The sequence below is a fragment of the Streptomyces sp. NPDC088746 genome, assembly GCF_044751065.1.
Taxonomy (GTDB): domain Bacteria; phylum Actinomycetota; class Actinomycetes; order Streptomycetales; family Streptomycetaceae; genus Streptomyces.
Genome location: NZ_JBIVLA010000007.1, coordinates 309,305 through 329,106, shown reverse-complemented (window position 1 = coordinate 329,106; position 19,802 = coordinate 309,305). Strand labels below are relative to the sequence as shown.

At 72.0% G+C, this 19,802-nt stretch carries 19 protein-coding genes; 7 read left to right on the top strand and 12 right to left on the bottom strand.

What is annotated here, in order from left to right; all coding sequences use genetic code 11:
- Positions 1-209: 209 nt before the first annotated feature.
- Positions 210-1,328 carry a DNA polymerase III subunit beta gene (dnaN, locus tag ACIP63_RS29025; protein WP_401521386.1) on the top strand — a complete coding sequence of 373 codons (1,119 nt, stop codon included), beginning with the start codon at positions 210-212 and terminating at the stop codon, positions 1,326-1,328.
- Positions 1,329-1,418: 90 nt separating this feature from the next.
- On the opposite strand, the gene ACIP63_RS29020 is transcribed toward dnaN, so the two are convergent.
- The gene (locus ACIP63_RS29020) at positions 1,419-1,913 is read right to left on the bottom strand and encodes a hypothetical protein (protein WP_401521383.1); all 495 of its coding nucleotides are present in this window, start codon (positions 1,911-1,913) and stop codon (positions 1,419-1,421) included.
- Between the two features lie 97 nt (positions 1,914-2,010).
- A complete protein-coding gene (locus ACIP63_RS29015; RefSeq protein ID WP_401521380.1) occupies positions 2,011-2,895 on the bottom strand; it encodes a glycoside hydrolase family 19 protein in 885 nt (294 codons plus the stop codon).
- 268 nt (positions 2,896-3,163) lie between these two features.
- Here ACIP63_RS29015 and ACIP63_RS29010 point away from each other — a divergent pair, with 268 nt between their 5' ends.
- Together ACIP63_RS29010 and ACIP63_RS29005 are read left to right on the top strand one after the other, a co-directional pair.
- Entirely contained in the window at positions 3,164-4,708 is a 1,545-nt protein-coding gene (locus ACIP63_RS29010; RefSeq protein ID WP_401521378.1) for a substrate-binding domain-containing protein, read from the top strand.
- Positions 4,709-4,786: 78 nt separating this feature from the next.
- On the top strand, positions 4,787-5,323 hold the full coding sequence (locus ACIP63_RS29005; RefSeq protein WP_401521375.1) for a hypothetical protein: 537 nt from the start codon (positions 4,787-4,789) through the stop codon (positions 5,321-5,323).
- A gap of 77 nt (positions 5,324-5,400) precedes the next feature.
- Here ACIP63_RS29005 and ACIP63_RS29000 read toward each other — a convergent pair whose 3' ends face one another.
- Positions 5,401-6,684 (bottom strand): adenylosuccinate synthase, encoded by a 1,284-nt coding sequence (locus ACIP63_RS29000; protein WP_401521373.1) that lies wholly within the window; start codon positions 6,682-6,684, stop codon positions 5,401-5,403.
- Positions 6,685-6,870: 186 nt separating this feature from the next.
- Here ACIP63_RS29000 and ACIP63_RS28995 point away from each other — a divergent pair, with 186 nt between their 5' ends.
- Positions 6,871-7,707, top strand: a complete 837-nt coding sequence (locus ACIP63_RS28995) for a diacylglycerol kinase (RefSeq protein ID WP_401521371.1) — start codon at positions 6,871-6,873, stop codon at positions 7,705-7,707.
- Positions 7,708-7,722: 15 nt separating this feature from the next.
- Here ACIP63_RS28995 and ACIP63_RS28990 read toward each other — a convergent pair whose 3' ends face one another.
- Positions 7,723-8,238: a GbsR/MarR family transcriptional regulator gene (locus ACIP63_RS28990; RefSeq protein WP_401521651.1), complete on the bottom strand. Its 516-nt coding sequence runs from the start codon at positions 8,236-8,238 to the stop codon at positions 7,723-7,725.
- 92 nt (positions 8,239-8,330) lie between these two features.
- Between ACIP63_RS28990 and ACIP63_RS28985 the strand changes: the two genes are divergently transcribed.
- From ACIP63_RS28985 to ACIP63_RS28975, 3 genes are all read left to right on the top strand, one after another.
- Positions 8,331-9,263, top strand: coding sequence for an ATP-binding cassette domain-containing protein (locus tag ACIP63_RS28985; RefSeq protein WP_401521369.1), 933 nt, complete (start codon positions 8,331-8,333; stop codon positions 9,261-9,263).
- Positions 9,260-10,918 (top strand): ABC transporter permease, encoded by a 1,659-nt coding sequence (locus ACIP63_RS28980; RefSeq protein ID WP_401521367.1) that lies wholly within the window; start codon positions 9,260-9,262, stop codon positions 10,916-10,918. The genes ACIP63_RS28985 and ACIP63_RS28980 overlap by 4 nt, the downstream gene beginning before the upstream one ends.
- Before the next feature lie 140 nt (positions 10,919-11,058).
- Positions 11,059-11,340 (top strand): hypothetical protein, encoded by a 282-nt coding sequence (locus ACIP63_RS28975; RefSeq protein ID WP_401521364.1) that lies wholly within the window; start codon positions 11,059-11,061, stop codon positions 11,338-11,340.
- On the opposite strand, the gene ACIP63_RS28970 is transcribed toward ACIP63_RS28975, so the two are convergent.
- The 8 genes from ACIP63_RS28970 to ACIP63_RS28935 form a co-directional block, all read right to left on the bottom strand.
- The gene (locus ACIP63_RS28970) at positions 11,323-12,528 is read right to left on the bottom strand and encodes a cytochrome P450 (RefSeq protein WP_401521362.1); all 1,206 of its coding nucleotides are present in this window, start codon (positions 12,526-12,528) and stop codon (positions 11,323-11,325) included. The two genes, ACIP63_RS28975 and ACIP63_RS28970, sit on opposite strands and share 18 nt — an antisense overlap.
- Positions 12,529-12,537: 9 nt before the next feature.
- Entirely contained in the window at positions 12,538-13,206 is a 669-nt protein-coding gene (locus ACIP63_RS28965) for a response regulator (RefSeq protein WP_401521360.1), read from the bottom strand.
- Positions 13,203-14,519, bottom strand: coding sequence for a sensor histidine kinase (locus ACIP63_RS28960; RefSeq protein ID WP_401521358.1), 1,317 nt, complete (start codon positions 14,517-14,519; stop codon positions 13,203-13,205). The genes ACIP63_RS28965 and ACIP63_RS28960 overlap by 4 nt, the downstream gene beginning before the upstream one ends.
- Positions 14,520-14,593: 74 nt before the next feature.
- A complete protein-coding gene (locus tag ACIP63_RS28955; RefSeq protein ID WP_401521356.1) occupies positions 14,594-15,469 on the bottom strand; it encodes an alpha/beta hydrolase in 876 nt (291 codons plus the stop codon).
- 115 nt (positions 15,470-15,584) lie between these two features.
- A complete protein-coding gene (gene kynU, locus ACIP63_RS28950) occupies positions 15,585-16,781 on the bottom strand; it encodes a kynureninase (RefSeq protein WP_401521353.1) in 1,197 nt (398 codons plus the stop codon).
- Complete coding sequence (locus tag ACIP63_RS28945) at positions 16,774-17,622, bottom strand: tryptophan 2,3-dioxygenase family protein (RefSeq protein ID WP_104787114.1); 849 nt, start codon at positions 17,620-17,622, stop codon at positions 16,774-16,776. Before ACIP63_RS28945 ends, kynU begins: the two co-directional genes overlap by 8 nt.
- A 156-nt stretch (positions 17,623-17,778) precedes the next feature.
- Complete coding sequence (locus tag ACIP63_RS28940; RefSeq protein WP_033296606.1) at positions 17,779-18,192, bottom strand: DUF3151 domain-containing protein; 414 nt, start codon at positions 18,190-18,192, stop codon at positions 17,779-17,781.
- A gap of 3 nt (positions 18,193-18,195) precedes the next feature.
- Positions 18,196-19,695 (bottom strand): MFS transporter, encoded by a 1,500-nt coding sequence (locus tag ACIP63_RS28935; protein WP_401521350.1) that lies wholly within the window; start codon positions 19,693-19,695, stop codon positions 18,196-18,198.
- Positions 19,696-19,802: the final 107 nt, after the last annotated feature.

Here is a 19,802-nt window from a genome sequence, read left to right as displayed (position 1 = left end):
GAGTCCCCAGCGTGTTCCGGGACGTTCGGGGGACGTCGGGGGACGTCAGGACGTCCCGGATCCGGGGGCCTGAGGACGTCGGGGGACGTCCGGAAGGCACGGCGGCAGCGGCTCACGGGGGTGGTCGCTGTCGTCGGTCCGCGGGGCCTGTCAGTGGTGCCGCCTAGCGTGGTTCTCGACCGTGTCGTACGCCGGAGAGGGCCCCTGCTGTGGAATTCCGCATGGAACGTGGTGCACTGACCGATGCCGTCTCCCGGGCGGCGCGGGTGCTGCCCGCGCGTTCCCCCGTTCCCGTCCTCGGCGGGCTCCTCCTCGAAGCTGACGCCGGCCGACTCCGCGTGTCCGGACTGGACTTCGAGGCCTCCGCACGCGTCGAGACGGAGGCGCACACGGTCCGCCCGGGGAAGGTGCTGGTCATGGGGCGGCGGCTGCTCGACATCTGCAAGGTGCTGCCCGAGGGGCCCGTGGAGTGCGCCGTCGAGGGTTCTCGCCTCACAGTCACGGGGGACGGCTCCCGCTTCGGCCTCTCGGTCCTGCCCCTCGACGACTACCCCGCCCTGCCGTCCCTGCCGGAGGTGCGCGGGGCGGTCGACGCCGGGGAGTTCGCCTCGGCGGTCGCACAGGTCGCGGTGGCCTCGGGGCGCGACGACACCCTGCCGACGCTCACCGGGATCCGCCTCGGGCTCGACGGCTCCACGATGACGCTGGCGGCGACGGACCGGTACCGCTTCGCGGTGCGCACCCTGCCGTTCAAGGCGACGGGGCCCGACGTGACGGCCGATGTCGTGGTGTCGGCCCGCCGGCTGGCCGAGATCGCCCGGTCGCTCGGCAGGTCCGGGCAGGTCGATGTCGCCGTGGACGGAGGGTCGGTCGGGTTCGAGCACGCCGGGACGCGTACGACGGTGCGTCTGCTGGACGGCAGACTGCCGCGCCACGACAAGTTGTTCGCGCTGACGGACCCCGCGCTCGTGGTCCTGGACCGGGCCCGCCTGGTGGAGGCCGTCAAGCGGGTCGCCGTGGTCGCGGACGGGGGCAGCCCGCTCCAGATGTCCTTCTCCGCCGGGCCGGAGGGCTCGGTGCTGCTGCAGGCGGGGTTCGAGGACGACGTGGCCTCGCAACGGCTGCCGACGGCCTCGCCCTGCGACACGGAGATGACGGTGGCCTTCAACCCCGCGTATCTGATGGACGCCCTGTCCTCCTTCGAGGACGCGACCGTCCGGATGGAGCTGATGGGGCCGGGACAGCGCGCCATGATCACCGGAGGGGAGGGCACCGGGGCGGCCACGCACCAGCACCTGCTGATGTCCGTGAAACCGCCGCTGCTCTGACGCGGTGGTCCGCAGCGCGCCCGTCGCTCTGACGCGGTGGCCACAGCGCGCCCGTCGCTCTGACGCGGTGGGCCGCAGCGCGCCCGTCGCTCACCCCGGAAGGATCGACGTCTCCCCCACGGCGGCCAGCAGCCAGATGGGGAATTCCGGATCGGCCTGCCCCACGGAGAGGCCGAGCCACCGCGTACCGCCGGGCACACGCCAGACCTGCATGCTGCCCGCCAGATTGCAGAGCTGCCCCATCGGCTCGGGGACGGCGGCGCGCACGCCGTCCTCGTCCCCCTCCAGGTACGGCCAGAGGTCGACGGTCTCCGGCTCGCCCCACCGCCCGCTCAGCGCGGTCGCCAGGACGCTGAACTCGTCCTCGATCTCCTGCTCGGCAGGTTCGACGAGCTCGGGTGACCGGTCGTCCCAGAAGTCCTGGCTCGCCCGCAGGATCAGCAGGTGGTGTCCGGGCCCGCTGCTGCGCACGCCGTTGTCCTCGCTCTCCTCCCCCGCGGGATACGGCAGGGCGAGAACGCCGTCGATCAGGGCGAGACGCCCCTCGGTGGTCGTTGGAGGTGTGGCGTCGCTGTCCGTGTCCATGGTCGGTGATCCTGCCAACCACCGGTCCCGGAGCACGAATCGGGGGCGTGCCCGGCCGCTGCCGGACACGCCCCCGCTCCCCGGGGTGGGGCCGGGTTCAGCAGCTCAGGTTCGAGCCGGGCGTGGTACCGAGGATCTGGACGAACGCCTGGTACTTGTCGATGCGGCTCTGCACCTGGGCGGGGTTGCCGCCGTTGCACTCGATGCTGCCGTTGATCGAGCGGATCGTCTCGCCGAAGCCGGCGCCGTTGACGATGGCGTTGTGCGGGGTCATGGTGCCGGGGCCGGACTGGGTGTTCCAGTACCAGAGACCGGTCTTCCAGGCGACGGACGCGTTCTGCTCCACCTGCCAGGGGTTGCCGAGCAGGTCGATGCCGAGCGCGTCACCGGCGGCCTTGTAGTTGAAGTTCCAGCTGAGCTGGATCGGGCCACGGCCGTAGTAGGCGGCCTGGCCGGCCGGGCAGCCGTAGGACTGGCTGGTGTCGCAGTAGTGCGGGTAGTTCGCCGTGTTCTGCTCCACGATGTGCACCAGGCCACCGGTCTCGTGGCTGACGTTGGCGAGGAACGCCGCCGCCTCCTGCTTCTTGACCGTGTCGCTGCCGGTGTTGGCGAAGCCGGGGTATGCGCTCAGCGCGGCGGTGAGGCCGCTGTAGGTGTAGAAGGAGTTCCGGTTCGGGAACATCTGGTTGAACTGGGACTCGCTCACGACGAAGCCCGTGGGGTTCGGCTCCTCCGTGCCGCCGGACCCGCAACTGCCCTGGTCGGCCCAGACGTCGGCCGTACCGGGTCGCTCGTTCTGGGTCCACCACTTCGCGGACCAGTTGTGCCCGTTGTACGAGGCCGCTCCACCGCCCGTGTAGACGGAGGAGGAGCTCCAGGCCGGGGCGCAGGCGGCGGCCGATGCCGTGGAGGCCGGGAGGAAGACGAACGTCGCGACGACCGCGCCCAGCGCGGCGATCAGGCTCATGACACGTTTGAACACGTGATCACTCCTTCGTCGCGGCGCCCGCACTGAGCGAGCGCCGCCATGGGGGGTTGAGGTCACTCAAGCGTCGATGGTCTGGACCTGTCAAGGTCTAGACCAGAACTCGCCCTTCAGGCCGGGGGGCCTTCAATTCCGCCCCGGCGCAGACTTGTTGAACAGAAGGCGAACTTCACCGGAAGCAATCCGGAGGCTCTCCTACCCCACGGCCCCCGGCCGTACGGTGACGCCGTCCGGCACACCGCACCCACGACGGAGCGCGAGCGACATGGATTCGTTGTTCACCCCCGAGAACGTCGTCGCCGTCCTCACCGCCCTGCTGGGCATCCTGACCTCGGCGGGTGTGCTCTGGTACGAACGCCGTGTCCCGCGCCGCAAGCGCATCGGCTACCGCGTGCAGATGGACACCCCGATAGGCAGCGGAGTCAGTCAGGGCCGGGTCAACGTCCGGGTCGGCCTGTTCAACGAGACCCCGGGCATGGCCGACGCCACCCTGGTCCTGCTGCGCATCGAGAACGACGGCTCGCAGTCGATCGGCGAGGACGACTACCCGCAGCGCGCCGTACACCCGGGCCTCACCGTCGAATTCTCGGGCCGCACCGTACGCGGTATCGCCGTGACCCACGCGCCGGGCGCCGACCACCTGATGGACACCTTCACGCCGGACGACGCCGTCCAGCACAGCGGCTCCCTCATCTGGCTGCCCCGCGTCCCGCTCAACCGCAACGAGCACTTCAAGCTCCTGGTCCTCCTCACGGGTTCGAACGTGGGCGGCCCCATCACCGTCACCGTCACCGGGAGCATCCGGGACGGAAAGGTGGAGCGGAACAAGGCGGCCCGCCCCGACGAGAAGCCCCCGATCTTCGGGCGGGGGGCCAGGCTCATCACCGTGGCCCTCACCGCCTGTGTCATCGCCCTCGCCGGCATCATCGTCGTACGGGACGACTCCCCTCCCCCGATGGACTGTGCCGTGGGCACCCTCACGCTCACCGGCTCCACGGCGTTCGAGCCGGTCCTGGAGGAGCTGGAGGAGAAGTACGAGGACGAGTGCGAGGGCGCCGAGATCCGCCTCGACATCCATGGCAGCAACGCCGGGGTGCGGAAGCTCGACGCCCTGGGCGCGAAGGCCGGATCGGCAGGATCGCCTGCCATGATCGCCCTGTCCGACGGTCCCAGGCCCGCCGCGCTCACCAAGCTGCACGGGAAGCCCGTCGCGATCTCGTTGTTCTCGCTCGTGGTCAACGACACGGTGCCGGTGAAGGATCTGTCCCTCGACCAGATCAGAGGGATCTACCGCGGTGAGATCCGCAACTGGAACGAGATCGTCGAAGGCGGCCCCGACCTGGAGATCCGCCTCGTCAGCCGGGACGCCAACTCCGGTACCCGCGAGGTCTTCCAGCGCCGCGTCCTGAACACCAACGAGCTCGCCACCTCCTCGCGCGACTGCACCACCAAGGACTACGCCGACGCCCCGGTCATGCGGTGCGAACTCGACGGCACGGACCAGGTCCTGTCCGAAGTCGCCGAGCTGGACGGCGCGATCGGCTACACCGAACTGCGGAACGGCGAAGTGCCCCAGGGCGCGCACCGGCTGGCGATCGACGGCACGACCCCGTCCGTCGACGCGATCGGGAGCACCGGCTATCCGTACCGGGAGATCGAGTACGCCTACACCTACGGATCACCGCCCGCGGAATCCCTGGTGGCCGGATTCCTGAACTACCTCGACCACTACGGCGAGGAGATCATGCGCACCAACGGCCACCTGCCCTGCGCGACCCCGAAGGGGATGCGGCTCTGCGGGGAGGGCTGAGCAGTACCGGGGTAGGGGGCGGGGACAGCACCCCGGTATCTGGCGGCGCGGCCTGCCCCGCTCCTAGCGTCCGCGCCCATGAACACCCGACGGATGACCCCCACCGCACGCCGCGTCGCGCTCAGCGCCTGGGACGCGGTCGCCCTGCTGCCCCGCGGGGCGGCGGCGCTCGCCGCGGCCACCGCGGGCCGCGGCGGGTCCGCGCGCTCCCTGCTGCGGGCCGGCGCGGGACCCGGCACACCGCGCCCGGGAGCCGTACGGGCGGCCGGGCACGCCGTCGCGACCGTGCTGCTGGGCGCGCTCTCCCTGGTCCTGACCGGCGTGCTCCTGATGGCGGTGGCCCGGGGGCTGTTCTACGGGTTCGTGGACCAGGGCCCCTACGACCACTCCTGGGGCGGCCCGGGCAGGGCGGGGGCCTGGCTCGCGCACTTCGCCGTCGCCGTCCCCTGCGCCGTGGCCACGGTCGCCGCGCTCCACGGCGTGGCCCGGCTGCAGAAGCGGCTGACGGCGCCGCTGCGCGGGGAGCGCAGGCCCGGCTGGGTGCTGCCGGCGGTGCTCCTCTGCTCCGCCGCCGGGGCGCTGTTCGTGCTCGCGTTCCTCCGGCAGCTCCCCTGACGGGCGCCCTCCACCCCTGGCAACGGCGACGGCCGGACCTTCCACGGGGGAAGGTCCGGCCGTCGCGCTGAGGTCTCCTACAGGAAGGAGTTGATCTCGATGGTCTCGGTACGGCCGGGGCCGACACCGATCGCGGAGATCGGGGCGCCGGACATCTCCTCCAGCGCCTTCACGTAAGCCTGCGCGTTCTTCGGCAGGTCGCCGAAGGTCTTGGCCTTCGTGATGTCCTCGGACCAGCCCGGCAGCATCTCGTAGACCGGCTTCGCGTGGTGGAAGTCGGTCTGGCTGTACGGGAGCTCCTCGACGCGCTTGCCGTCGATCTCGTACGCCACGCACACCGGGATCTGCTCCCAGCCGGTCAGCACGTCCAGCTTGGTGAGGAAGAAGTCGGTGAGGCCGTTGACCCGGGTCGCGTACCGCGCGATCGGGGCGTCGAACCAGCCGCAGCGGCGGTCACGGCCGGTGGTGACACCGCGCTCGCCGCCGATCCGGCGCAGCGCCTCGCCGTCCTCGTCGAGAAGTTCGGTCGGGAAGGGTCCGGCACCGACGCGGGTGGTGTAGGCCTTGAGGATGCCGATGACCCGGCTGATCTTCGTCGGGCCCACGCCGGAACCGGTGCAGGCGCCGCCCGCGGTCGGGTTCGACGAGGTGACGAAGGGGTACGTGCCGTGGTCGACGTCCAGCAGAGTGCCCTGACCGCCCTCGAAGAGGACGACCTTGCCCTCGTCGATGGCGTTGTTCAGGATCAGCGTCGTGTCGGCGACGTACGGCTTGATCTGCTCCGCGTACTGGAGCATCTCCTCGACGATCTTGTCGGCCTCGATCGCGCGCCGGTTGAAGACCTTGGCGAGGAGCTGGTTCTTCTGCTCCAGCGCCGCCTCGACCTTCTGCTCCAGGATCGACTCGTCGTAGAGGTCCTGGACGCGGATGCCCACGCGGTTGATCTTGTCGGCGTACGTCGGGCCGATACCGCGCCCGGTCGTGCCGATCTTGCGCTTGCCGAGGAAGCGTTCCGTCACCTTGTCGACGGTGACGTTGTACGGAGTGATCAAATGAGCGTTGCCGCTGATCAGGAGCTTGGACGTGTCGACGCCACGCTCGTTCAGACCGCTCAGCTCGGAGAGCAGGACCGCCGGGTCGACGACGACACCGTTACCGATGACCGGGGTACACCCCGGCGAAAGGATTCCGGAGGGGAGGAGATGCAGTGCGTACTTCTGGTCGCCTACGACAACCGTGTGGCCGGCATTGTTGCCGCCCTGGTAACGCACCACATAGTCAACGGATCCACCGAGGAGGTCGGTGGCCTTCCCCTTGCCCTCGTCACCCCACTGAGCACCGAGCAGCACAAGTGCGGGCACAGGCGTACACCCCTTCCGGGCGGGGCATGTCCAAGGTCAGGGGGCGTACGTAAAGGTCGTACCTGCCGCACGACGATGTACGGCAAAGCCTGAGCCGTCGAACCGGGTGCCCCGGAATAGACGAAGCCCCTGGCGCAATAGCGCAAGGGGCTCTTGCACCAAGATGCTACCCGAGGAAGGACCGAGGTGTCGGCTGCAGAGCCCCCCGGCGACGGCGACCACCAGCTACTCGTGCTCATCGACCCCCTTGCCCGCCGCTACGACGGCGAGTCCGTGCGCATCGCGAAGGATGTGCTGAGCGCCGGCGCGCACGCCAAGATCTGCTTCGCGGACGGCCCCGACGAGTTCGCCAGAGCCCTGCACCGGCGGGGATCCAGGCGCCCGGTCGTCGTCGGCGACGATCACGCGCTGCTGCGGGCGGTGTCCCAGCTCCACCGTGAGCGGGAGCTGGCCGAGAGCGCGCTCTCCCTGATCCCGGTCGGCGCGGCGCACACGCTGGAACTCGCCCACGCGCTCGGCGTGCCCCGGGGCGCGGTCGCGGCCGCGCGTACCGCGCTCGACGGTGCCGTGCGCCGGCTGGACCTGCTCGTCGACGACAGCGACGGGGTCGTCCTCGGCGAGCTGCGCATCCCCGCGGCCTGGCCCTCACCCGGCCCGCCCCACACGGTGTGGGACACCTGCCGCACCCTCGTGGCCTCGCTGGTCCGCCCCGCCCCGCCCTCGCCCTCGGGCCCCTCCCGGTCCCACCGGCTGAGAGTCGAGGCGGACGGGGTCCTGCTGAACGACCTGGACCGGCCGGTCGAGGGCGTCTCCGTGACCGCCCAGGGTGACGGAGGTCTGGCCGACGTGGTCATCCGCACGGCCTCCGGCACGACCCGCACGGCGGAGGCCAAGGCGGTCACGGTCTCCGGGCCCGACTTCCGCTACCGGGCGGACATACAGGTGGCGGGCCCCGTCAGGACCCGCACATGGACCGTACGGGCGGGCGCCTGGGGGCTGGTGCTCCCGGCGGCGGAGGCCTGAGACCCGCCCCGGGCCTCACCCCGAGGACGTGCGGCTCTCCCGCCAACGGTCCAGGACGCCGACCAGCTCCGTCTGCATGAACTCGAAGAACTCCGCCGTCTCCGCGAGGCGCGCACCCGCCGGGGTGTCCTCGCCGAGGGAGCGCGCGCCGTCCCTCAGCGTGCGCTCCCAGCGGGTCAACACCTGGTCACGGTTGGCGAAGGTGGCGTACCAGATCTCGTCGTGCAGGCGGTAACGGTCGCGGCGTGAGCCGGGGTCCCGCTCGCGGCCGACCATGCTGACCTGGGTGAGGTAGTTGATCGCGCCCGAAACGGCGGCGGGGCTGATCTGCAACTGCCGCCCGAGGTCCGCCGAGGTCATGGAGGCGTCGTCGTCCGCGAGGAGCGCCGCGAAGACGCGCGCGGCCATCCGCTGCATCCCCGCCTCGGTCATATCCGCCGCGAAGCGCTCGACGAAACGGGACACCGCGTGCTCGTCACGCCCGCCCGCGCCGTCCTCCGTCCTCCCGGACTCGCCGGTCCCGCTGGTCATAGCTTCCGCCGCCTCCCCTTCTCCGGTCACGGCCCAACTTTATACGCTTCCTTAACTTCACAACTTTGTGAAATCAGCGTACTTTCAGAAACATGACGAAGGCAATCACCGTGTCCGGACTGCACAAGTCGTTCGGACGGACACACGCGCTGGACGGCCTCGACCTCACCGTCGAAACCGGCGAGGTTCACGGCTTCCTGGGGCCCAACGGCGCCGGGAAGTCCACCACCATCCGGGTCCTGCTGGGCCTGCTCCGTGCCGATTCGGGCGCGGCCCAGCTGCTCGGGAAGGATCCGTGGCACGACGCCGTGGAGCTGCACCGGCGCCTCGCCTACGTGCCCGGCGACGTGGAGCTGTGGCCGGGACTCACGGGCGGCGAGGCCATCGACCTGCTCTCGCGTCTGCGCGGCGGGGCCGACGAGCGGCGCCGCGACGAGCTGATCGAGCGCTTCGACCTCGACCCGACGAAGAAGGGCCGCGCCTACTCGAAGGGCAACCGCCAGAAGGTGGCCATCGTCGCCGCGCTGGCCTCCGACGCGGAGCTGCTGCTCCTGGACGAGCCGACCTCCGGCCTCGACCCCCTGATGGAGGTGGTCTTCCAGGACGTGATCCTTCAGGCGAAGTCCGCGGGCAGGACCGTGCTGCTCTCCAGCCACATCCTGGCCCAGGTGGAGAAACTGGCCGACCGGATCAGCATCGTCCGGCTGGGCAGGACCGTGCAGTCCGGGTCTCTGAGCGAGCTGCGGCATCTGACGCGTACGACGGTCGAGGCCGAGACGGACCGGCCCGCCACCGGGCTCGACGGCCTGCCCGGGGTGCACTCCGTGGAGGTCGGCGACGACGGGACGGGAAGCCGGGTGCGGTTCGCCGTGGACGGCGGCCACCTCCACGACGCCGTGAGCAGGCTCGCCGAGTGCGGCGTACGCAGCCTGACCAGCCATCCGCCGACCCTCGAGGAGCTCATGCTCCGCCACTACGGCGACGAGCTCGCCGTGGGCGGCCACCCCGACGGGGGCAGCCGATGACCGCCGCCGCCACCCGGGCACCCGCACCCGCCCGGCCCCTCACGCACAGCGGCGGCGCACTGGCCGGCACCCGCACCCTGATCCGGTTCAACCTGCGCAGGGACCGTGTCCGGCTGCCCGTCTGGATCCTCGCCCTGTTCGTCGGCACGGCCTCCACGGCGAGCAACTACACGACGCTGTACGCCGATCCGGCGGACCGCGCCTCCGTCGTCACCACCATGAAGAGCCCGGCCGGACTGGCCATGACAGGGCCCGGGCGCTATCTCGACGACTACACCTTCGGCTCGATGACGAGCCACCAGCTGCTCGGCTTCACGGCCGTGCTCGTCGGCCTCATGAGCGTCCTGATCATCACCCGCCACACCCGGGACGAGGAGGAGACCAACCGCGCCGAGCTGGTCCGCTCCACCGTCGTCGGCCGGCACGCCCACCTGGCCGCCGCCCTGTCCGTCGCGGTGCTCGCCAACCTCGCGCTCGCGCTGCTGCTGGCCGTCGGTCTCGGCTCGATGGGTATCGACTCCATCGACTCCGGCGGCTCCCTGCTCTACGGCTTCTCGCACGCGGCCGTGGGCGTCGTCTTCGCGGGCGTCGCGGCGGTCACCGTACAGATCACCGCGCACACCCGGGGCGCCTCCGGCATGGCCATGGCGGTCATCGGCCTCGCGTACGTCCTGCGGGCCGCCGGTGACGCGGGCGGTGACGACGCGCTCTCCTGGCTCTCCCCCGTCGGCTGGGTCCAGCGCACCTACCCGTACGTGGACGACCGCTGGTGGCCGCTGCTGCTCTGCGCGGCCCTCGCCTCCCTGTGTTCCGGCGCCGGATTCGTCCTGTCCACCCGGCGGGACGTGGGAGCCGGGCTGCGTGCCGCGCGGCTCGGCAGCCCGGTCGCGTCCAGGTCCCTGACCCGGCCGCTGGGCTTCGCGCTGCGGCTGCACCGCTCCGTGCTCGCCGGCTTCGGCGCCGGACTGTTCCTGATGGGCGTGATGTACGGATCGATCCTCGGCGACGCGGACGACATGCTGAAGAACGTCGACCAGCTCCACGAGGCCCTCGAGGACATCGGTGGCACGTCCATGGCCGAGTCCTTCGCCTCGATGGTCATGGTGGTCCTCGCCGTCGTCGCCGCCGTGTACGTGGTGACGGCCGCCCTGCGGCCGAGGTCCGAGGAGAACGCCGGCCGGGTGGAGCCCCTGCTCGCGACCGGCCTGTCCCGCGCCCGCTGGGCGGGCAGCCACTTCGCCGTCGCGCTGGCGGGCGGCACGGTCATGCTGCTCCTCGCGGGGCTCGGCATCGGCGTCGCGGGGGCCGCCTCGGCCGGCGACTCCGGGCTGATCCTGAAGCTGGTGGGCGCCGCGCTGGCGTACGCTCCGGCGCTCTGGGTCACGGTCGGAGTCGCGGCCGTCCTCTTCGGCTGGCTGCCCCGGGCGGCACCGGCGGCCTGGGCCGTACCGGTGTACGCCTTCGTGGTCGGCTACCTGGGCCAACTGCTGCGGTTCCCGCACTGGATGAACAACGTGTCGCCCTTCGGCCATGTGCCGCAGCTGCCCGCGGCCCCCATGAGCTGGACGCCCATGGCCGTACTCACGCTGATCGCCGCCGCCCTGATCCTGCTCGGTCTGGAAGGCTTCCGGCGGCGGGACCTGCGGACCACGTAGGGAACCGGCCGTGGTGCGCGCACGTCTGGACGCGTATGGAGCAACGTGACGCGGCAGGGTACGGCGGGTGTGCGTCGGCGGCCCTCGGGGCGGCGACCGCCCTGTACGTCTGGGGCTCGTCACCGCGTACAGGGCTGCACATGGGCACCGGCTTGGAGGGACACGGCAGGGACCTCTCCGTCCTCTGGACGGAGCTGCCCCTCGTCCTGCTCGCCGGCGCCCTGATCCCGCCGCTCACCTGGCTGCTGACCCTGCGTCTGCTGCGCGGACCCCGGTCGCTGCGGTCCCGGGCCCTCGTCGCCGGCGTGTGCACGGCGGCAGTCCTCGCGCTGTCCGCATGGGGCCTCCACGCCTGGGCGAACCCGCACCACCCGGATCGCATACGGCTCTCGGGCCCGCTCCCCTCAGATCTCGACCAGTAGCTCCCGGAGCCCCCGGATGACGTAGCCCGGCTTCCACTCCGGCTCCGCGGTCAGCCGCATGCCAGGCGCCTTGCGCAGCAACTCAGCGAACGAGGCGGTCAGTTCGAGGCGGGCCAGCGGGGCGCCCAGGCAGTAGTGGATGCCCGCGCCGAAGGAGATGTGCGGGTTGTCCCGCCGGGACAGGTCCAGCGTCTCCGCGTCCGCGAAGCGCTCCGGGTCACGGTTGGCCGACGCGAAGAGCAGCGCGACCTGCGCACCGCGCGGGATGACGGTGCCGTCCACCTCGATGTCGTCCAGGACCCACCGCGCGAACATGGGCACCGGGGTGTCGTAGCGCAGCAGTTCCTCCACCGCCGTCGGCAGCAGGCTGTGGTCACCGCGCAGGGATGCCAGCTGCTCGGGGTGCCGGAAGAGCATCCACCAGCTGTTGGCGGTGGCGTTGACGGTCGCCTCGTGACCGGCGTTGAGCAGCAGCACGCAGGTGGAGACGATCTCCTGCTCGGTCAGCCGGTCCTCGTCGTCGTGGGCGGCGATGAGTCCGGAGATCAGATCGGTCCCCGGGTCCGCACGCCGCGCGGCGATCAGCTCACGCAGATAGCCGGAGAACTCGACCGACGCCCGCACGGCGGCCCGCGCGGTCTCCTCCGGCGGGTTCAGCTCGAACATCCCGCAGATCGCGGCCGACCAGGGCCGCAGCAGGGGCCGGTCGGTTTCCGGGACCCCGAGCATCTCGCCGATGACGGCCACCGGCAGCGGCTCGGCGACCGCGCTCAGCAGATCACCGCCGCCCGCCCCGACGAAGTCGTCGACGAGCCCGGCGGCCAGCCGCTCCACGGCCGGGGCGAGCGCCTCGACCCGCCGGGGCGTGAACGCCTTGGCGACCAGCCGCCGGATCCGGGTGTGGTCGGGGGCCTCCAGGTCGAGGATTCCGTGCCCGTTGAGCGTGTGGAACGGTTCGTGCTCCGCGGGCGGGGCGGTGACGCCGAACTCGTCGTGGCTGAACCGGTGCAGATAGGTCCGCCCCAGCCGCCGGTCGCGCAGCAGCCCGGACACGTCGGAGTAGTGCGGGACGAGCCACTGCCGCGTCGGCTCGAAGTAGTGCGCCCGGCCGGTGGCGCGCAACGCGGCGTAGGCGGGGTACGGGTCGGCGACGAACGCCGGGGACCAGGGGTCGAAGGACACGTGCATGAGCAGACGCTATCCGGGCGTGACCAGCCTCGCCTCGTACGCGAACACGGCCGCCTGGGTGCGGTCCCGCAGCCCCAGCTTCACCAGGATGCGGCTGACGTGCGTCTTGATGGTCGACTCGGCGACCACCAGGTGCGAGGCGATCTCCAGGTTGGACAGCCCCTGGGCGATCAGCACGAGCACCTCCGTCTCCCGCTCGGTGAGGTCACCGATCCTGGCCATGGCGGGCGGTCTCGGCGCCTCGGCGATCTTCGAGAACTCGGTGATCAGCCGCCGGGTCACCGTCGGAGCGAGCAGCGCCTCGCCCGAGGCCACCACCCGTACGCCCTCGGCGAGCTGCCGCGCCGACGCGTCCTTCAGGAGGAAGCCGGATGCGCCGGCCCGGAGGGCCTGGTAGACGTACTCGTCGAGGTCGAAGGTGGTCAGGACGAGCACCTTGGCGTCCGCGTCGGCGGCGACGATCTCCCGGGTCGCCTCGATGCCGTTGAGCTCGGGCATCCGGATGTCCATCAGGACCACGTCGGGCCGTAGCGCGGCGACCTGCGAGACGGCCTGCCGCCCGTCGACGGCCTCACCGACGACCTCGATGCCCGGCATGGCGTTGAGCAGCACGGAGAAGCCCTCGCGGACCATCATCTGGTCGTCGACGATCAGGACCCGGATGGGCGACTCGTTCACGCGCCCTCACCGTCCTCCGCGCCGGAGCGCTGCGCCGGTACGGGCAGGAACACGGCGACCTCGTAACCGCCGTCCCCGTACGCCCCCGCTGTCATCTCCCCGTTCAGCATCGCGACCCGCTCCCGCATCCCCGTGATCCCGTGCCCGGCACCCGGCGACGGCTTGACCAGCCCCCGCGCGGGGCCGTTGACGACCCGCACCCCGAGCCCGCCGAGCACATAGCCGATCTCCACCTGGGCGGTGGCGCCCGGCGCGTGCCGGAGCGTGTTGCTCAGTGCCTCCTGGACGATCCGGTACGCCGACAGCTCGACGCCCGGCGGAAGCTCCCGCACCGCGCCGGTGACGGTCTTCTCCGTCTCCAGGCCCGTCTCCCGGACGTTGTCCAGCAGCCGGTCGAGCTCGGCGAGCGTGGGCTGCGGGGCGTCCGGCGCCTCGTAGTCCTCCGCCCGTACGACGCCGAGGACGCGACGCAGCTCGGTGAGCGCGGCGACGGCGTTCTCCCGGATGGTCACGAACGCCTGCTCCAGCTCGGGCGGCGGATTCTCCACCCGGTACGGGGCGGCCTCGGCCTGGATGGCGACGACGGACATGTGGTGGGCGACGACGTCGTGCAGCTCACGGGCGATGGTGGTGCGCTCCTCCAGGAGCGTGCGCCGGTCGCGCTCGACGGCCGTGACGGTGCGCTGCACGGTCACCTCCCGCTCGGCCTCGCGGCGCACCTGCACCACGGTGACGAGGAGCAGGGCGAACGCGGAGGCGACGGCCATGGGCGCGGTGGTGGAGGAGTAGGGGCCGGCGAAGTTGCCCAGGAAGGACCCGGCGAACAAGGTGATCAGCCACATCCAGGCGGCGGTACGCGGCCGGGTCCTCGCCGCGACGACGATCAGCACGCCCAGGTGACACACGAAGGCGTTCGGACCCCACGGCCAGTCCCCCTGGCCCGCGGCGGCCACGAGCGGGGTGCTCACGATCGACACCCAGAACCCGAGGACGGGGCGGACCAGCGTCATCAGCAGGGCGGCGGCCGGAACGCCGGCGGTGATGACGGTTCCGATACCGAACACCGAGTAGGTGTTCGCCTCGAAGGTGCCGGCCAGCACGCAGATCAGCGCGACCACCCCGACCACCGCGTGCGGTGCCCAGACCGCCCGCGTACGGATCGCCTCCGGCAGCCTCCTGATCACGGGACCGCCGGTGCCAAGAGGGGGCAGGGGACGGTAATCGAACCCGTGGTGGAACAGGTCCTGCCGCAGGCCGCCTATCGCCCCTGCGGCCAGCCGGAATTCCGGGCTTCTGGTCTTCGTCTCGGTCACGCTCACACGGTAGGCGCCGCCCCGGGCCCCGGTCGTCAGCAGTGATACGGATCCTTCGCCGTCCGTCGCAAGTACTACCAGGCCAGCTGGGCGATCTCCTCGGCCACCACGGCGCAGGCGTCCGCCGACGGGTCGATCAGCGGGAAGTGCCCCACCCCGTCCAGCAGCGTCATTCCCACCATCTCCCCGGCCTTCGCCGCGGCGTCCACGAACGCCTCCGTCACGGCCTGCGGCACGGTGATGTCGTCCACCCCCTGAACGACGGCGGTCGCGATCCCCGTCGGCAGCAGCAGGGCCGGATCCACGTGCGCGCTCCGCGCCTCGAAGTCGTCCACGCCGCCAAGAAGCTGGTGCAGCGCACCCGAGCAGACATCGAGCTCCACCGCGCTCGCGAAGTCCCCGATCGGCGCCAGCGCGACGACCCCGCGCAGTGGCGGCGCGGCGGGCAGCCGCCATGGCGACCCCTCCGGGAGCACGTGCCGGGCGGCCGCCCACAGGGCGAGCTGCCCGCCGGCCGAGTGCCCGGTGACCACGGTCTTGCGCAGATCCGCCGCCGGCAGCTCCCGGGCGGCCAGTGCCGGCAGGGCGTCCATCGCCGCGGCCACGTCGTCGAAGGTCTCGGGCCAGCGCCCGGCGACCGGACCCGCCGTGCCCTGCCGCGGGATCTCGCCGCCGCGCCTGTACTCCACGTTGGCCACCGCGAAGCCGCGCCGTGCGAGGAAGTCCGCGAACGGCGACACGTGCTGCCGGTCGTACGGCGCCCGCCAGGCACCGCCGTGCAGCAGGACCACGAGCGGCGCACCGGCACGGCCGTCCCGCGGCGCGAAGAAGTCGATCACCTGGTCGGGGTGGCTCCCGTAGGCCGCGGACCCGTCCGGGGCGACCACCGGATGGGCGAACGCCGACTCGGTCTCGGCGGCGTCACGATCACGCGCGGCAGAATCCGACATGCTGCTCCAACCGTCCTGGGCCCGTGCCCAACTGGACTGACCTGCGGGGACGGTACCAGTACGACGAACCGCCGCCGTACGGGCCCGGAGTGTGGACCCGCACGGCGGCGGAGGGTCAGCCCGCCAGCACTTCGGCGAGGATCCGCGCCGCCCGCTCCGCGTCGGCGAAACCGACGTACAACGGGGTGAAACCGAAGCGCAGGACGTCCGGGCGGCGCAGATCGCCGACCACGCCACGCTCGATGAGCCCGCGCATCACCGCTTCCGTCTCGTCCGCGTTCTCGCACCGCAGGGAGACCTGGCTGCCGCGCTCCGCGTGGGCGGCCGGGGTGACCGGCGTGACCCGGCCCTCGGGGACGTAGGCGGCGACGCACTCCAGGAAGAAGTCCGTCAGCGCCAGGGACTTGGCCCGCACGGCCTCCACCTCGACGCCCTCCCACACGTCCAGCGAAGCCTCCAGGGCCAGCATGGACAGGATGTCCGGGGTGCCGACCCTGCCCCGTACGGAACCGTCCGCGGGGGTGTATCCGGGAGTCATCGCGAACGGGTCCGCGTGCGAGGTCCACCCGGGCAGGGGCGAGTCGAAGGCCGCCTGATGGCGTTCGGCGACGTACAGGTAGGCCGGCGAACCGGGCCCGCCGTTGAGGTACTTGTACGTGCAGCCGACGGCCAGGTCGACGCCGTGCGCGTCGAGACCCACGGGCAGCGCGCCTGCGGTGTGGCACAGGTCCCACACGGCGACGGCCCCCGCCTCGTGGACTGCGGCGGTGAGGCCGGGCAGGTCGTGCAGCCGGCCCGTGCGGTAGTCGGCGTGGTTGAGGAGGACCGCCGCCGTACGGGGGCCCAGCGCGGCCGGTACGCCGGACGGGGCGACCGGGACGACACGGTGGCCCGTCATCCGGGCCGCCGAAGCGGCGATGTACCCGTCGGTGGGGAAGGTCGTCGCGTCGACGAGGATCTCGTCGCGGCCCTCTCCCGCGAGGCGGGCCGCCGCGACGACCGCCTTGAAGACGTTCACGCTGGTGGAGTCGCCCACCACGATCTGTCCCGCGGCCGCCCCGACCAGCGGGGCGATCCGGTCGCCGATCCGCTCGGGCGCGGTCCACCAGCCGCTCTCGTCCCAGGAGCGGATGCGCAGGGAGCCCCACTCACGGGTGATGACGTCCTGCATCCGCGCGGGGACGTGGCGGGGCAGCGCCCCCAGCGAGTTGCCGTCGAGGTAGACGGTGTCGTCGAGGGTGAACAGCTCGCGCAGGGCGGCCAGTCCGTCGGCGGCGTCGAGCGCCTCGGCGCGCTCCTTGAGGTCAGACATGGCTGCGCGCCGTCCACAGCTCGGGGAACACGCTCTTGGTGGCCCGCTTCTCCAGCCAGGCGACCCCGGCCGATCCGCCGGTTCCGGTCTTCGAACCCATCGCCCGCCGGGTGGCGGTCAGATGGTCGTTGCGCCAGCGCCACACCAGCTCGCCGACGTCGGTCAGCACCTCGCCCAGCCGTACCAGCTCGGCGTTCTGGTCGGCGTCCGCGTAGATCTCCGCCCAGACGGCCTCGACCGCGGGGGACGGCTCGTACTTCTGCGAGAGGTCGCGCTCCAGCACCGACTGCGGCACGGCGTATCCACGCCGGGCGAGCAGGGCGAGCGTCTCGTCGTACAGACCGGGTTCGTGGAGCGCCTTCTCCAGCTCGGCGTGGACGCGGGGCGCGCCCCGGTGCGGCACGAGCATGGAGGCGGACTTGTCGCCCAGCAGGAATTCCATCCGGCGGTACATCGCCGACTGGAAGCCGGACCCCTCGCCGAGGGACCCGCGGTAGGAGTTGAACTGGGCGGGGGTGAGGCCGGCGAGCGGCTTCCAGGAGGCGTTCAGCGCCTCCAGCTCCCGCAGCGAACGCTTCAGGGCGTCACGGGCGACCGGTATGCGGTCCTCGCGCAGGGCGTGCGCCGCCGTCTCCCACTCATGGACGATGACCGTGAACCACAGCTCCATGACCTGGGTGGTGACCAGGAAGACCATCTCGCCGGGATCGTCCGAGCGCAGGTGCTGGAGGTGGGTCAGGACATCCGCCTGGACGTAGTCCTCGTACGGAGTCGTTCCCGCGAAGTCCAGGTGCGGGTTGTCCGCACCGGTGGCTTCGGGGTCGGGGTGGTTCGTCGACATTTCTGTCTCCTCGACACGAGCTTCCGGGTAGCGGTCCGCCCCTTCCTCTGAGGTGGTGGAGCTCCGGTCCCCTGCCCGGCATCCTAACGGCCTTCCGCGGGACGCGCCGGGGCCCCGCGGGCAGCTGCCCGCGGGGCCCCGGAGGAAGGCGTCGTCTCAGCCCAGGATGTCGGCGGCGGTCTGCGAGGAGTCGCGCAGGAACGAGGAGCAGCGCTCGTACTCCTCCTGCTCACCGATCGCCTGCGCGGCGCGCGCGAGGGCGTGCAGGGCTCGCAGAAAGCCGCGGTTCGGCTCGTGCTCGAACGGGACGGGGCCGTGGCCCTTCCAGCCCGCGCGGCGCAGGGCGTCGAGGCCGCGGTGGTAGCCGGTGCGCGCGTACGCGTACGACTCGACGACCCGGCCGCCCTCGTACGCCTCGTCGGCGAGCTGCGCCCAGGCCAGCGAGGAGGTGGGGTACTTCGCCGCGACATCGGCGGGCGCCGTGCCGCTCGCGAGCAGCTCGCGCGGCTCCGGGTCGTCGGGCAGGTGGGTCGGGGCAGGGCCCCCGAGAAGGTTCTCGTGGATGGACATGGTTCAAGTGTGCCTGGGCCGGGGTTCCGGCTCCAAGGGCGGGGCCGAGACCCCGCAGTGCGTCGAACACGCCGGCCGGGGCTCCGGCCGGGCCTCGGGAGCCTTCCGCACGGCCCACCAGGCGATCACCGAACCGGCCACCAGCAGACCGGCGCACATCGGCATGGCCCGCCGGAACGTCGAGGCGAACTCCCCCGCGTCGCGGTACGCCTCCGGGCCCATCCCGGCCAGCAGCGGGAGCGCGGCCACCGCGAGCAGCCCGGCCGCCCGCGCCGCCGCGTTGTTGACGCCGCTGGCGAGCCCGGCCCGGCCGGTTTCCACGGCGGCCAGGACGGTCGCGGTGAGGGGCGCCACCAGGGTGACCATGCCGAGGCCCAGCACCAGCACGGCGGGCAGGACGTCCAGCGGGTAGGAGGCGCCGGGGCCGACCCGCAGCATCAGGAGGATCCCGGCGGCCGCCACCAGCGGGCCGACGGTGAGCGGGATGCGGGGCCCGATACGCCGGCCGAGGTCGCCCGCCGACGCGGAGAAGAGCAGCATCAGCACCGTGGTGGGCAGGAGCGCGGTGCCCGCGCCGAGCGCCGAGTAGCCGGCGACCACCTGGAGCTGGATCGCGGAGAGGAAGAAGAACCCGCCCAGGGCCGCGTACACACAGAACGTGACGATGTTGACGGCCGTGAACTGCCGTGACGCGAAGATCGACGGCGGCACCATGGGGTCGGCCCGGCGCCGCTCCAGCCGTACGAAGGCCGCGCCGAGAACCACACCCCCGAGCGCCGCGCCGATCACGGTGACGGACGCGCCCTGCTCGGGCACCTCGATCAGCGCGTAGGTGACCAGGGCGAGGGACAGCGCGGCGAGGGCGGCACCGAGCACGTCGAACCGGCCGTGGGCGTCCGGGTCCCGGGACTCCGGTACGTGGCGCAGGGCCACGGGCACACAGACGGCGGCGAGCGGCAGGTTGAGCAGGAACACCCACCGCCACCCCGGCCCGTCCACCAGCCATCCCCCGAGGAACGGCCCGACCGCCGCACCGACCCCGCCGAGCCCGGACCAGAGCCCCACGGCACGGGCCCGGTCGTCGGGGTGGAAGCTCGCCTGGATGATGGCCAGGGAACCGGGGGTGAGGAGCGCGCCCCCGACCCCCTGCAACGCCCGCGAGGCGACCAGCACCTCCGCGTTCGGCGCGATCCCGCACAGCAGCGAGGCCACGGCGAACCAGACCGCCCCGAGGACGAACACCCGCCGCCGTCCGAACCGGTCCCCGAGCGCACCTCCGAGCAGGATCAGCCCCGCCAGGGTGAGCATGTAGGCGTTGACGGTCCACTGCAGGGCGGCCATGTCGGTGCCGAGGTCCTCGCCGATGCGGGGGAGGGCCACATTGATGACCGTGGAGTCGAGCAGAGCCATGCTGGACCCGAGCACCGTGGTCAGGACGACCCACCGGCCCACGGGCGAGGCGACCCGGATCCCGTCGCCGTCCGCGCCGTCCGTGTCAGTCATACGAGCAGCATCACCGCTACCCGACCCCCCGGCCACCCCTGCGCCCACGCCGACGCCCCCGTCCTTCCGAGCCCCACGCCCCATGCCGACGCCCCCGTCCTTCCGAG